A 13,880-nucleotide genomic window follows, 5' to 3' on the forward strand; every position below is an offset into this window, starting at 1 on the left:
TTTGAGTAATTGCAGATCGTCATTTTTCAGATTTTAATGTGGTGCGTTGCCCGATTTTTTTCAAGGCTGTCGCGACGATAAGTTTATCGTCACTGTCCAGCCAATGGACATCGGACCATTTGCGCAACCAGGTGAGCTGACGCTTCGCCAACTGTCGCGTCGCCGCCACACCGGAATTTACAAATGCTTCATAATTCGTCGCGCCCGACAAATACGCCCAGGCCTGCCGGTATCCAACGCAGCGCATTGAGGGCAGCTCAGGATGAAGATCATCTCGGGCCATGAGGCCCCGCACTTCGTCCAGAAACCCCGCCTCCAGCATCAGCTGGAAACGGCGCTCAATCCGCTCATGGAGTTCCGTACGCGCCCGGGGAGCCATTGCAAGCTGGGTTACAGTATACGGTAGCACATCCCCTTCGTCTGCCTGCCAGCGCGTGAAATAGGTGTAATCCTCGACGCCACCCGCCGGTTCACTGCCATGACCTTCCGGCGATGCCTGCCAGAACGATGAAATGGGTTTTCCGGTCAGACGGATGACCTCTATTGCCCTCATCAGACGCTGCCGGTTATTGGGATGAATCATCCTGGCCGCGACCGGATCGATCCGCTCGAGCTCTTCGTGGAGTGCCTGCCAGCCCCTTTCACGGGCTTCCCGCTCGATCCCGGCCCGAAGATCCGCATTCGCAGATGGCAAGCCGGAGATGCCATGCATCAGTGCCTTGAAATACATCATGGTCCCTCCCACCAGGAGAGGAATCCGACCCTGCTCGGTGATTTTCGCCATTTCCGCCAGCGCATCGCGGCGAAAATCCGCGGCCGAATACGTCTCTGCCGGATCGCAGATATCGATCAAACGATGCGGTGCGCGGGCCAATTCCTCCGCCGACGGCTTCGCCGTACCAATGTCCATTCCGCGGTATATCAGTGCCGAATCCACGCTGATAATGTCGCAGGGCAACCGTTCACAGAGGGCCAGCGCCAGGTCGGTCTTGCCGGAGGCAGTCGGCCCCATCAGGAAGATGGCAGGCGGGAGGTGCCCCGGGGCATTCTGTTCTGTCATCCGCTCGTCCTATCGACCCCGCAGGAAAAGCTTGTCCAGTTCACTCAAGGTAACCAGCGTCCAGGTCGGCCGCCCGTGATTGCACTGGCCACTCCGCTCGGTTGCCTCCATGTCCCGCAACAGCGAGTTCATTTCAGGAATGGTCAACTGACGGTTGGCGCGAACCGAACCATGACACGCCATGGTGCCCAGCAGCTCATGGGTCACCGCCTCGATCCGGTCGCTCTGTCCGTGCTCGATGAGATCTGCCAGCACATCCCGAACCAGTTGTTCGGTATCCGCGCCCCGCAGCAACGCGGGAACCTGGCGCACCGCCAGGGTCTCCGGTCCAATACGTTCAATCTGCAGCCCCAGCTGGTGCAGTTCCTCACCGTGGGTCTCCGCGAGGGCCGCCTCTTTCTGGCTGACTGCAAGCGATACCGGCACCAGCAGCGGCTGACTCTTGAGATCCTGCTCCGCCAGCGCCCGCTTCATTCGTTCATAGGTAATCCGTTCATGGGCGGCGTGCATGTCAACCACCACCATCCCGGCGCGGCTCTGGGCAAGGATGTAGATACCGTGGAGCTGGGCAATGGCGTATCCGAGTGGTGGTTCCTCACCGGTATCCGCCGGCGGCGTTGGCGTGACCTCAGACAGGGTTGACACCGGGCGTGCCGGTTGCTCGGAAACACCCCCTCCACCATTCAGCGACTGATAAAACGCCATCTGGTCACTGGCCTGCCAGTCCTGCCGTGGCGGATTCGGGTTCCAGTTGCCACCGGATCCCGAATACCCGCTCGGCGCACCCGACATTGCCCCACCAACCTCGGCCCCATTGCCGGTCATTGAATCGACCAGAGTCGCCTGACCCGCGGTTTCGCGACCGACAGACTGGGCAACGGCCCCGCGCAGGTGATCGTCAGGCCGGACATCCGCCAGGGCCCGATGCAGGGTACGAAAAATGAAGTCGTGCACCAGACGACCATCCCGGAAACGCACTTCGTGTTTCGTGGGATGGACATTGACGTCCACGGTTGCCGGATCCACTTCCAGATACAGCACGAACGCGGGATGGCGGTTGTTGTAGAGCACATCCCGATAGGCCTGTCGGACCGCGTGGGCGACGAGCTTGTCCCGGATAACACGGCCATTTACAAAGAAATACTGCAGGTCGGCCTGACTCCGGGAAAACGTCGGCAGCGCCACCCAGCCCCAGAGCCGAAGACCTGTTGCTTCGGCATCGATCACCACGGCGTTGTCGATAAACTGCTGGCCACACAGCGCGCCGATCCGCCGTTCCCGGTCCAGCGGGGATTCCGCCGGCCGAAGGCTCTGAACCACTCGCTGGTTATGGCGCAGGGTGAATCCCGCATCGAAACGGCTCAGCGCCTGACGCCGGACACACTCCTCAACATGATTGAATTCGGTCTTCTCAGTGCGCAGAAATTTTCGCCGTGCAGGCGTATTGAAGAACAGATCGCGAACCTCGACGGTGGTGCCTACCGGATGCGCCGCCGGAGAAATGCGAGCGTCCATCTCCCGCCCCTCAACCTCAACCCGGGAGGCAGCCTCCTGAAACTCGGTTCGGGAAGTCAAGGTAAGCCTGGAAACGGAACTGATACTGGCCAGAGCCTCGCCACGGAACCCCAACGATGCCACCGACTCGAGATCCTCAAGGCTGGTAATCTTGCTGGTTGCGTGCCGACTCAGAGCCAGCGGAAGGTCGTCCTCGCCAATCCCGCATCCGTTGTCGCGGACGCGAATCAGCTTGGCACCGCCCTGTTCGATTTCCACATCGACCCGCTCAGCGCCGGCGTCCAGCGCATTTTCAACCAACTCTTTGACGACCGATGCGGGGCGCTCCACCACCTCGCCGGCGGCGATCTGGTTTGCCAGCCGCGGCGAGAGCAAATGAATGTGGGGCATGTTTCGGAAAAACCTCTTGATCAGGATGCAGGGATACGAATGGTTTGCCCTACCATAACACGGTCATCACTCAGGCCGTTAAAGCGCATCAACTCATTGACGGAAACCTCGTTTTCCCGCGCAACCTGGGACAGCGTATCGCCTCGCTGGATGCGGTACTGACTGATCCCGTCACTGACGTCGCCATGCTTTTTCTTCCAGGCAAGCAGGGTCCCCGGCGGGGGCGTTTTCCGGAAATACTCATCGATGCCGCTGACAACGGCATTGGCAATCCGGTTGCGGTACCATTCCGTCGACAGGTTCTTTTCCTCCCGCGGATTGGAGATAAAACCGGATTCGACCAAGATGGATGGGATATCCGGGGATTTGAGTACCACGAACGCGGCCTGCTCCACCCGGGACTTGTGCAGCTTTGCCACGTCGTCCAGATTGCTGAGCACGGACCCGCCCACACCCAGGCTGGCATTGATGCTTGCCGTCATTGACAGATCCAGGAGCACTCCCGCCAGCATATCGTCCTTGCCATCGAGCGAGACGCCCCCGGTGCCGCCGATCAGATCCGAACGGTTTTCCGATTGCGCCAGCCAGCGGGCGGTCTCACTGGTGGCTCCCCGCTGCGACAGGGCAAATACCGACGCGCCCCTCGGCTGTGGCGTGCGAAAGGCATCGGCATGAATCGACACAAACAGGTCGGCGTTGTACTTCCGGGCCAGCACCGTGCGATTCCGAAGCCCGACATAGTAGTCTCCGGTGCGCGTGAGCTTGGCCGTGTAACCGGCCTTCTGATTAATGATCGCAGCGACCTTCTTCGCCAGCTTCAGGACGATATCCTTTTCCTTGGTACCATGCGGGCCACTCGCACCTGGGTCCTCCCCTCCGTGGCCCGGATCCACCACCACAACCACATCGCGCTTGCCGGCAGCATCCTGGGTGACCGTTGGCTGCGTGGCCTTCTCGATCCTTGTGCCGTTCTCGTCAATGAGATCCACAACCAGTCTGTGACCATACTGCTGGTTGGGCGCCAACTGGAAACTTCGAGGTTTGACGGCGCTTTTCAGATCCAGGACGACCCTGAGATCGTGACCGTGTCTCGGCGCACTCCGAATACGGCGAATCGGGCTTCCCGAAAGATCCAGACCGTCCAGATTGGTCTTCAGCGAAGCGTTCTTCAAATCGATGACCAGCCGGTCAGGCCCACTCAGGGCAAAGACGTTGTGTTCCACCGGACCGGTCAGATCCAACACCAGACGAGTGTGGTCCGGAGCGGGCCAGATACGCGCATCCTTAACACGATCGCCCGCCCAGGCGTTCAGCGCCAGCAAAACACTGGCGATAAACACAAGGGCCCTCAAAACACCACGATTGTTCCAGTCCATACCGCTATACCTGCAGACTTGAGTCATACCCGACCGTCAATGATCCGGCCCGATCAATTCCAGTTCATTCATCAGATGAGCCCCGCGAGCCGACCGCGCGCGAATGACAACAGAACGTCCCTCACCTTGCCGCTCGAGATGGATTTCCAGATCGGGCTCGGGCAAAACGCCTTGTCCCCGCTCGGGCCATTCGACCAGACACAGATTCTCGTCCGAGAAATAATCCCGGATCCCCATGTATTCCAGTTCTTCCGGATCACCGAGCCGATAAAGATCAAAATGATAGGCTCTCGGCTTGAGATGCTCGTATGGCTCTACCAGGGTGTAGGTCGGGCTTTTGACCGCCCCGTCATGGCCCAGGCCTTGCATCACGCCGCGGCTCAGGGTCGTTTTGCCCATACCCAGATCACCCTCGAGAAAAACCACCAGGCCCGATTCCGATTCAACTGCCCGTCGTGCCAGTTCGCGGCCAAGTTGTTCAGTCTCTGATTCGCTGTCCAGAAGCAGGCGTCGCTCATTCCCGTATATGGTCATCAATACTCCTGCAAATCGGGTACGGGGAATTCTATCGGACGGAAGACCGACGGCAGGGCGTCAATCACGTCTGCCGGTATCATCCCCATGTAGCCTTTGTCCCGGGAAGCCAGGTTTGCCGCCTCCAGATGGGCACAAGCCCCAAGCGTGGCGGCTCTGGACATATCGTCCAGCTGTCCGGCCAGCGCGCCAATAACGCCTGCCAGAACGTCCCCCATGCCACCGGTTGCCATGCCCGGATTGCCACCACCGACAATATCCACCGTTTCTCCGCCCCGGGCTATCACCGTACCCGCGCCTTTCAGCAAGACGGTTCCACCAAAGGTGCTCTGGAGCTTTTTTGCCGCCGAGACCCGATCGTTCTCGACCTCGGCCACCGAGCAGCCCAACAACCGTGCCGCTTCGCCCGGGTGCGGCGTCAGAATCTGCCTATCAGACAGGACAGCGACCCGCGCGGCCATCAGATTCAGTGCATCGGCATCCAGTACCCTCGGCTTCTCGGATGCCAACACCTGCTGAAGCATCTGCTGCCCCCAGCTTCCGGTACCGATGCCCGGGCCACACACCACTACCGAAGCCGCTTCCAACATGGGACCCAGCTCGGAGCCGTGAATAATCCCGTGAGCCATTACGGAGGGGCACCGGGCCAGTGCCGCCGACACGTGTTCTGGTCGAGTGGCCAGGGTCACCAGGCCAGCCCCGGACCTGGACGCCGCCTCAGCCGCCATCAATCCGGCTCCGCCAAATCCGCGTTCACCGGCAATCACCAGCACGTGGCCAAATCGCCCCTTATGAGCGTTCGCCGGCCGTGCTGGCAACCAGGAACCTATCCGGTCGAGAAAGCGCAGCCAGGCCAAGGGCGCCTGGCCACTGCCCTCAATGGCGTCGCCGGTTCCAAGCGCATCAAACACGATCTCACCGCACACGGCGGCACCCTGTCCGGTAAACAATCCGGCCTTGAGACCAATGAAAGTCACCGTCAGATCTGCCCGGACCACCTCGCCTGCGGCGGCTCCTGTGGTTGCATTCAAGCCGGACGGTAAATCCACAGCCAGCACCGGCGTCGGAACATCATTGGTTCGCCGGATCAAATCGGCAAATACTCCCCCAGGGGCGCCGGATACGCCTGTTCCGAGCATGGCATCGACGATCAGGCTGGCCTGGTCGAACAATCCCGCCAACTCGGACTCATCAAGGTCACCAAGTTCCCTGACCACCACGCCATCGGACAACGCCTTTTGCCAGGCCTTACGGGCGTCTCCGGCCAGTTTCTCGGTAGGTGCCACTGCAATACAGTGTACCTCCAGGCCATGGCGATGGGCATTGGCCGCCACCAGATAGCCGTCGCCGCCATTGTTACCCGCACCACAAAGAACCAGCAACGGACTGATGTCCGGCCACCGGCCCATCAACCGACGGAAGGCAGCGCGAGCCGCGCCCTGCATCAACTCGAAACCGTCAACGCCCAGTTCATCGATCACAAACCGGTCGATCTGCCGAACGGCATCGGCGGAGTAAAGGTCGTCTGGTAGACTATGCGGAGATTGTGGCGGCATGAGCCAGAGCTCCCGTTACAGAAACCGGTTTAAGAAAATTGGCCAGATCTCTGTAAAGCATAGCAAAACAGCGAAAAAGGTCATAACTTAATCAGATTAAAGATCCAATGGATGATTTTCTCGCCCACCCCCGTGCATTGCTCCATGAATGACCTGACGTCAGAACAACCGCCAACCCCACCACTGGCCGACCTTCCCGGCACCATTCGTCAGTGGGCCAGAGAGCTCGGCTTTGCAGATGCAGGGATCACCCTTCCCGACACCGGAGAGCATGCCCGATACCTGAAAAGCTGGTTGGCAAGCGGTTATCAGGGTGAGATGGAATACATGGGCCACCACGGCAACAAGCGCTACACGCCCACAGCATTGGTCCCGGGAACGGCCCGGGTCATTTCCGTCCGTATGGACTATCTGCCATCCCCGGACAACCCGAAACAAGCACTTACTGACCGCGAAACAGCCTATATCACGCGCTATGCCCTGGGGCGGGATTATCACAAACTGATGCGCAAGCGGCTCGCGACCCTGGCCAAATGGATCGACGACGCCGTCACCGGCCATGACCATCGCGCCTTTGTCGACAGTGCGCCGGTACTTGAACGTGCACTGGCCCAGCGCGCCGGCCTGGGCTGGATAGGCAAGAACAATATGCTGATTCACCCGAAAGCCGGTTCGTTCTTCTTCCTCGGGGAGATTTTTACCAGCGCACCGCTACCGGTGGACCCGCCCTTCGAGAGCGATCACTGCGGCAGCTGTTCGGCTTGCCTGGAAGTCTGCCCGACGGACGCGTTTGTGGGCCCCCACTTACTGGATGCACGCCGCTGCATCAGCTACCTGACCATTGAGCTGAAGGGCTCTATCCCGGAAGAGCTGCGCCCACTCATGGGCAATCGGGTCTTCGGGTGTGACGATTGCCAGCTGGTCTGCCCCTGGAACAAGTTCAGCAAACCCACCGACGAGCAGGACTTCCAGCCAAGGCACGGCCTGGACAATGCGTCATTGGCGGAGCTGTTTCTCTGGTCCGAGACCGAGTTCCTGAAGCGTACAGAAGGTTCCGCGATCCGGCGAACCGGCTATGAGGGCTGGCTCCGGAATCTCGCAGTGGGCCTTGGCAATGCTCCCTCAACCATCTCGGTGATCGAGGCCCTCAAAAAGCGGGCTGACCACCCTTCCGAGGTGGTCAGGGAACACGTCCAATGGGCGCTCGCCCGCCACGGAATCAAACCTTAAAAAAGGTTTCCCGGTAGTGGCGCAATTCATTGATGGAATCGCGGATGTCATCGAGCGCAAGATGGCTGCCCTTTTTCTTGACCCCATCCAACACGTCGGGACGCCAGCGACGGGCCAGTTCCTTGACGGTGGAGACATCCAGGTTCCGGTAATGGAAGAACTGTTCCAGCTCGGGCATGTATTTCACCAGGAAGCGGCGGTCCTGGCCGATGCTGTTACCGCATAATGGGGACTCCCCCGGACCGAGGTGTTTGTTCAGGAACGCCAGCGTTTGCTGTTCCGCCTGCCCCTCGTCAATGGTGCTTTCCCTGACCCGCTGGGTCAGGCCACTGGCCCCATGGGTCCTGGTACACCACTCGTCCATGGCATCCAGCAGGCTGTCCGGCTGGTGGACGGCGATGACGGGACCTTCGGCGATGACGTTCAATTCAGCGTCGGTGATGATGGTGGCCATTTCGATGATCCGCTCTTTCTCCGGATCCAGGCCGGTCATTTCCAGGTCGATCCAGACCAGGCGATTTCCTTCAGACATTGCTCTAACCTTCTGGGTTTCGGGTGCAGGCTGGAGAGCCGGCTCTCCAGCTCAGATTCCGGCGATATAGTCGCCAAGCTTGACAACATAGTACAGCGACTCATGCGGGATTCCAGTATGATGGCACGGACCACAAGGAACATTCACGGCACTCTCTGATACCTCTATGGCAAAACGGCGACTGAACAAACAGCAGCAATGGCGCATCCAGAAAATCCAACAGGAACGGGCTGCCCGTGCAGCACGGAAGGAAAAAGCCATTGAGCAACAGACCGAGGCCGGAGAACTGGGGCAGGAACAGGAAGGTCTGATCATCGCCCACTACGGCCAGCAACTGGATGTGGAAGCGCTTGAGGGCGAGGAGCGGGGCACCGTGTTCCGGTGCTTCGTGCGGGCCAATATCGACAACCTGGTGACCGGTGACAAGGTGATCTGGCGACCGGGTAAAAACGATGCCGGTGTCATTGTCGCCCGGTGTGAACGACGCAATCTGCTACAGCGTCCTGACAACTTCGGGGCATTGAAGCCTGTGGCAGCGAACATCGATCACATCATTCTGGTGATCGCACCGGAGCCCGAACCCCACGACAACCTGATCGACCGGTATCTGGTCGCGTCAGAGACCACCGATATCCCGGCGGTCATTCTGCTCAACAAGACCGACCTCATCACCGACACCAATCGGGATGCCATTGAACAACTGCTTCATCGCTATGAGTCTCTCGGATACGAGGTGGTGCGGACATCTGCGGCCGAAGCCGGAGACCAGCCTTCCCCGGAAGTCACTAGACTGGTGAAGGATCAGACGAGTGTATTCGTTGGCCAGTCCGGGGTGGGCAAATCCTCGATCATCCAGACCCTGCTGCCCGATGAATCGCTGCGCGTGGGCGCGGTTTCAGAAAGCACCGGCAAGGGGATCCATACCACCACCACCGCCAAGCTGTTTCACCTGCCCCTGGGTGGAGACCTGATCGATTCGCCCGGCATTCGGGAATTCGGCTTGTGGCATATGACGCCGCAGGAGATCGAATACGGTTTTCGGGAGATCCGCGAACTCATCGGAACGTGCAAGTTCCGAAACTGCCGCCACATGGGCGATCCAGGCTGCGCGCTGGAGGCGGCTGCGGCCGATGGCCGGATTAGTCCGGAGCGTCTCCGGAGCTTTCACAGAATCCTGGCCGACATGGCCGAACAACAATCCCGTGGGCTGACCATCGACTAGGCAGCCATCGAACGGTTACCAGTTCAGTTCGCCGGGCGCCGGCTTTGGTTTGTCCTGCTGCCAGTCACCCGCTTTAAGTTTGTCCATCGCCTGTTGGGCTTCGGCGTCCGTGGGACGGGTCAGATCAATCACCGGCGCACCTCCGCCATCCGCGCTGTGCTGGATGTCCTCGGCGGTTTTCTTGTTCAGCACGATAATAGAAATCCGTCGATTCACCGGTGCGGTGGGATCTTCCTTGTCGAACAGAACCGAGTCGGACAAACCCACGACACGGGCGATCTGCTCCGGCCGGACACCGCCGGCCACCAGAGCCCGCCGCGCGGTATTGGCCCGATCCGCCGACAGCTCCCAGTTGGTGTAACCGGGGCGCCCGTTGAATGGCGTGGCATCCGTATGGCCGGTGATGCTGACCTTGTTGTTCACCGAACCCAACGTCTTGGCCAACTCAAACAGGATCTCCTGCGAATAATACTTGAGTTCAGCTCGGCCACTGTCGAACATCGGCCGCCCGGACCGGTCGACAACCTGGATGCGCAACCCCTCGTCGGTGATGTCGATGAGCAACTGGTCCTTGAACTCCTGCAGGGTCTTGTTCTGCTCGATCCGCTGTTTGAGCTCCTGGAATAGCTCCTGCATCCGGCGTTTTTCCAGGGTATCGGAAAGCTGGTCGACGACTTCGTCCTTGATCTGGATCTGACTGTCTGCAACATCCTGGGTGGCCTCGTTAACCACGGAGGCGCTGCCTTCCAGGTCCACCGGATTGGGCGAGCCACCCTCGGTGAACCCCACCGGATCCCGGAAATACCCCTCAACCGCCCGCTTCTGCTCCGGGCTGGCGGTGGATGTAAGCCACAGGACCAGGAAGAACGCCATCATGGCCGTGGCAAAATCGGCAAACGCGACCTTCCAGGAACCGCCGTGGTGCCCACCGACGACCTTTTTCTTGCGTTTGATGATGATCGGCTGATCTTCACCCGCCATGCTTCAGCTCCCGATGCCTGTCACGAGGATCACGTCGACCGGACATGATCGTTCAGCTCCTGGAAACCCGGGCGCTTGTCGGTAGGCAAGGCCTTGCGGCCGAACTCGATTGCCATCTGCGGCGCCTGGCCGGAGACCGTCGCGACAAGGGCAGATTTGACGCACTCGTAGGCCTTCAATTCATACTTGGAAGCATGCTCGAGCGCGATGGAAGCCGGGCCGACAAAGCCGTACCCCATAAAGATACCCATAAAGGTACCAACCAGGGAAGCCGCAACACTGAGACCGATTTTTTCCGGCCCCTCCGACATGTAGTTCATGGTGACAACGATACCCAGAACGGCCGCAACGATCCCCAGGCCGGGCAAGGCGTCAGCAATTTTGTTGACCGCATGAGCCGGTTCTTCCAGTTCGTGCTGACGACTGTCGATCTCGTTCTCCATCATGCCTTCGAGTTCATGGGTGGCCATATTGCCGGCACTGATGATGCGCAGGTAGTCAGTAATGAAGGCCAGCAGATCCTTGGATTTCATGACGGCGGGATAGCGACTGAATATCTGGCTGGACTCCGGATTGTCGATATCTTCCTCGATCGACATCACCCCCTGCTTTCGGGACTTATCGAAGATCTCATACATCAGGCTGAGCAGGTCCATGTAAAAAGCCTTGTTGTAAGGTGATCCGGTAATCAGCCGCATACCTTTGCTGAACACTTCCTTGAGGGTATGTATGGGGTTGGCAATCACAAACGAGCCCAATGCAGCGCCAAAAATGATCAGCACTTCTGTGGGCTGCCACAGAACCAGAAGATTACCTCCGTGCAGGGTGAAACCGCCCAGAACACAGGCAACAACAACAATCGAACCAATAATCAGCAACATGGGATACTTCGCAAACCTTATGGTTATGTAATAGGCTTCTGTCAGATGCCAGCGCGCAAAAATCCTTCTGATAATAGCAAGGAGCCGCGGGAACCGCGAAGCCGTGAAACAATTTCTATACACGCCCGCGGATTTGGTAAACTTCCGGCCCCTGAAATCAAAGGTATCGTTTTAATGCTCGATAAACTGTTCGTACTGAGCCAGTACGTTACACCCCAACTGGCCGTCTCACGCCTTGCCGGGAGACTGGCGGATAACGACCGCACCCCGGCACTGAAAAACCGCGTGATCAAATGGTTTATCGACCGCTATGGCGTAAACATGAGTGAAGCGACGGAACCGGACTTCACAACGTATCCGAGCTTCAACGCCTTCTTCACCCGTGCCCTCAAGCCAGGCATCCGGCCCATTGCAGAAGGCGATGAGGTCGTGGTGAGCCCGGTCGACGGCGCCATCTCGCAGATCGGCTCCGTCACCGGCGACCGGGTTTTCCAGGCCAAGGGCCAGTCATTCAGCCTGGTCGAGCTGCTTGGCGGCGACAAACAGCGCGCCCAACCCTTCACCGGAGGCGAGTTCGCCACGATCTACCTGTCTCCGAAGGATTATCATCGCATCCATATGCCGATGGCCGGCACCCTGCGCGAGATGGTTTACGTGCCGGGCAAGCTTTTCTCGGTGAACCCGGTGACGGCAGAGAATGTCCCGAACCTGTTCGCCCGCAACGAACGCGTCGCCTGCATCTTCGATACCGACGCCGGTCCTATGGCCATGGTTCTGGTGGGCGCCATGATAGTCGGCAGCGTCGAAACCACCTGGTCCGGCGTCGTCGCTCCGGGGAACGGACAGGTTACAGCCTCGGCCTATGAGGGCGAGCAGGCGATCCGCTTTGGCAAGGGCGAGGAAATGGGACGCTTCCGTCTGGGATCGACGGTGATCATGGTCATGCCCAAAGGCAGCGTCCATTGGAACGACGATCAACAGGCCGGCAAAACCGTCAGGATGGGTGAAGCCTTCGGCAGGCAGGCCTGAGATCAGGCCCTCTCAAGCGGAAACGTCAATACCTCGGCGATATCCGTGAGACCGAGCTTGAGCATCAACAGCCGATCCAGCCCCAGTGCCACGCCGGCACACTCCGGCAGCCCTTCGTCCAGTGCCGCCAGAAACGCGTCATCGATCGCCATTTCAGGCTTTCCTGACGCGCGCCTGAGCCGATTATCCACCTGGAACCGCTGTCGCTGCTCTTCCGGATTGGTCAGCTCCCAATAGCCGTTACACAGCTCGATCCCCTTAAGATAAAGCTCGAAACGGTGCGCGACCGGAACCCCGCTCTCCATCGAGATCTTCGCGAGCGAAGCCTGGGATGCCGGATAGGACGTGATAAAAACCGGTCTTTCCGGCCCGAGGTTGGGCTCGACCGCAAAGCTCATTAGCAGGTCCAGACAACCATCGCGGCCAAGACCCGCCAACTGCTCCGGTTCAAGCCATTCCTCGCAGCGACGGCGCAGAATGCAATCGGTTGCTTCAAACGGGTCCACATGAGCCCACGCGATCATGGCATCCCGATAAGAGAGCGTATCCGGGCGCTCGCAGTCGAGCCAGTCGCAGACCAGGTCCGCCACTTCCGCCATCAGCTCGTTGTCACTGAAATCCGGGCGATACCACTCGAGCATCGAGAATTCCGGGTTGTGGCGACGGCCTCGCTCGCCATCGCGAAACACCCTGGAAACCTGATAGATCGACCCCGCCCCTGCGGCCAGAAGCCGCTTCATGTGATATTCCGGCGATGTCTGCAGCCACCCGCCACGCACACCAGACGCGGACACCGTTGCGGCCACGGGATCAAGATTCGGATCGGTCACGCCGAATCGCCCGAGCGCGGGCGTCTCGACTTCAAGAACCCCTCTTTCAGCAAAAAAGCCGCGCACAAAGGCCAGTTGCTGTGCGCGGCTTTTCAGGACGGCCATCGACGCAGTGGGGCGCCAGGCCGGCTTTTCACTCATGGCTGATCAGCTACTTTTGACGCGGTTAACGTATTCGCCGGAGCGGGTATCCACCTTGAGGACTTCGCCAATAGTGATAAACAAAGGCACGTTCACCACAGCACCGGTAGACAGGGTTGCCGGCTTGGAGCCGCCCTGAGCAGTATCGCCCTTCATGCCGGGGTCCGTGTCCACAACCTCGAGCTCGACAAAGTTGGGCGGCGTCACCGTGAGTGGCGATCCGTTGTAAAGGGTCACGGTGTACACGTCCTGCTCTTTGAGCCACTTGACCGTATCGCCGACGGCCTTGGCGTCCGCCGGGAACTGCTCAAAGGAACCGTCGGTCGCCATGAAGTGCCAGAATTCACCGTCGCTGTACAGGTATTCCATGTCCTGGTCGATGACATCCGCAGATTCCAGGGTTTCCCCGGACTTGAACGTCCGCTCCCACACCCGGTTGGTCATCAGGTTACGCAGCTTCACCCGGTTGAATGCCTGACCCTTACCGGGTTTTACGAACTCGTTTTCCAGAATGATGCAGGGGTCTCCGTCGAGCAAAACCTTAAGACCGCCGCGGAATTCATTGGTAGAATATGAAGCCATGAAATGTCCACCTGACAGTAT

At 59.4% G+C, this 13,880-nt stretch carries 13 protein-coding genes; 3 read left to right on the forward strand and 10 right to left on the reverse strand.

What is annotated here, in order from left to right; all coding sequences use genetic code 11:
* Positions 1-19 precede the first annotated feature (19 nt).
* From miaA to MSNKSG1_RS09315, 5 genes are read right to left on the reverse strand one after another with little or no spacing between them, the layout of a single operon-like run.
* Positions 20-1,060: a tRNA (adenosine(37)-N6)-dimethylallyltransferase MiaA gene (miaA, locus tag MSNKSG1_RS09295; RefSeq protein ID WP_008938999.1), complete on the reverse strand. Its 1,041-nt coding sequence runs from the start codon at positions 1,058-1,060 to the stop codon at positions 20-22.
* 9 nt (positions 1,061-1,069) lie between these two features.
* A complete protein-coding gene (gene mutL / locus MSNKSG1_RS09300; RefSeq protein ID WP_008939000.1) occupies positions 1,070-2,965 on the reverse strand; it encodes a DNA mismatch repair endonuclease MutL in 1,896 nt (631 codons plus the stop codon).
* Positions 2,966-2,985: 20 nt separating this feature from the next.
* Complete coding sequence (locus MSNKSG1_RS09305) at positions 2,986-4,341, reverse strand: N-acetylmuramoyl-L-alanine amidase (RefSeq protein ID WP_008939001.1); 1,356 nt, start codon at positions 4,339-4,341, stop codon at positions 2,986-2,988.
* 36 nt (positions 4,342-4,377) lie between these two features.
* The gene (tsaE, locus tag MSNKSG1_RS09310) at positions 4,378-4,875 is read right to left on the reverse strand and encodes a tRNA (adenosine(37)-N6)-threonylcarbamoyltransferase complex ATPase subunit type 1 TsaE (protein WP_008939002.1); all 498 of its coding nucleotides are present in this window, start codon (positions 4,873-4,875) and stop codon (positions 4,378-4,380) included.
* On the reverse strand, positions 4,875-6,431 hold the full coding sequence (locus MSNKSG1_RS09315; RefSeq protein ID WP_008939003.1) for a bifunctional ADP-dependent NAD(P)H-hydrate dehydratase/NAD(P)H-hydrate epimerase: 1,557 nt from the start codon (positions 6,429-6,431) through the stop codon (positions 4,875-4,877). Before MSNKSG1_RS09315 ends, tsaE begins: the two co-directional genes overlap by 1 nt.
* A gap of 144 nt (positions 6,432-6,575) precedes the next feature.
* Here MSNKSG1_RS09315 and queG point away from each other — a divergent pair, with 144 nt between their 5' ends.
* On the forward strand, positions 6,576-7,661 hold the full coding sequence (gene queG / locus MSNKSG1_RS09320; protein WP_040886739.1) for a tRNA epoxyqueuosine(34) reductase QueG: 1,086 nt from the start codon (positions 6,576-6,578) through the stop codon (positions 7,659-7,661).
* Here the strand turns inward: queG and orn are convergent.
* Positions 7,651-8,193 carry an oligoribonuclease gene (orn, locus tag MSNKSG1_RS09325; protein ID WP_008939005.1) on the reverse strand — a complete coding sequence of 181 codons (543 nt, stop codon included), beginning with the start codon at positions 8,191-8,193 and terminating at the stop codon, positions 7,651-7,653. The two genes, queG and orn, sit on opposite strands and share 11 nt — an antisense overlap.
* Before the next feature lie 166 nt (positions 8,194-8,359).
* Here orn and rsgA point away from each other — a divergent pair, with 166 nt between their 5' ends.
* Positions 8,360-9,415 carry a small ribosomal subunit biogenesis GTPase RsgA gene (rsgA, locus tag MSNKSG1_RS09330; RefSeq protein WP_008939006.1) on the forward strand — a complete coding sequence of 352 codons (1,056 nt, stop codon included), beginning with the start codon at positions 8,360-8,362 and terminating at the stop codon, positions 9,413-9,415.
* Positions 9,416-9,430: 15 nt separating this feature from the next.
* On the opposite strand, the gene motB is transcribed toward rsgA, so the two are convergent.
* Both motB and motA read right to left on the reverse strand, forming a co-directional pair.
* The gene (gene motB / locus MSNKSG1_RS09335) at positions 9,431-10,396 is read right to left on the reverse strand and encodes a flagellar motor protein MotB (RefSeq protein WP_008939007.1); all 966 of its coding nucleotides are present in this window, start codon (positions 10,394-10,396) and stop codon (positions 9,431-9,433) included.
* A gap of 29 nt (positions 10,397-10,425) precedes the next feature.
* Complete coding sequence (motA, locus tag MSNKSG1_RS09340) at positions 10,426-11,277, reverse strand: flagellar motor stator protein MotA (protein ID WP_008939008.1); 852 nt, start codon at positions 11,275-11,277, stop codon at positions 10,426-10,428.
* A 174-nt stretch (positions 11,278-11,451) separates the two neighbouring features.
* On the opposite strand from motA, the gene asd reads away from it, so the two are divergent.
* Positions 11,452-12,306: an archaetidylserine decarboxylase gene (gene asd / locus MSNKSG1_RS09345; protein WP_008939009.1), complete on the forward strand. Its 855-nt coding sequence runs from the start codon at positions 11,452-11,454 to the stop codon at positions 12,304-12,306.
* A gap of 2 nt (positions 12,307-12,308) precedes the next feature.
* Here asd and epmA read toward each other — a convergent pair whose 3' ends face one another.
* Together epmA and efp are read right to left on the reverse strand one after the other, a co-directional pair.
* Positions 12,309-13,277 carry an EF-P lysine aminoacylase EpmA gene (gene epmA / locus MSNKSG1_RS09350; protein WP_008939010.1) on the reverse strand — a complete coding sequence of 323 codons (969 nt, stop codon included), beginning with the start codon at positions 13,275-13,277 and terminating at the stop codon, positions 12,309-12,311.
* 6 nt (positions 13,278-13,283) lie between these two features.
* Entirely contained in the window at positions 13,284-13,859 is a 576-nt protein-coding gene (gene efp / locus MSNKSG1_RS09355) for an elongation factor P (RefSeq protein ID WP_008939011.1), read from the reverse strand.
* Between the last annotated feature and the right edge of the window lie 21 nt (positions 13,860-13,880).

The organism is Marinobacter santoriniensis NKSG1, from assembly GCF_000347775.1.
GTDB classification, from domain to species: Bacteria; Pseudomonadota; Gammaproteobacteria; order Pseudomonadales; family Oleiphilaceae; genus Marinobacter; species Marinobacter santoriniensis.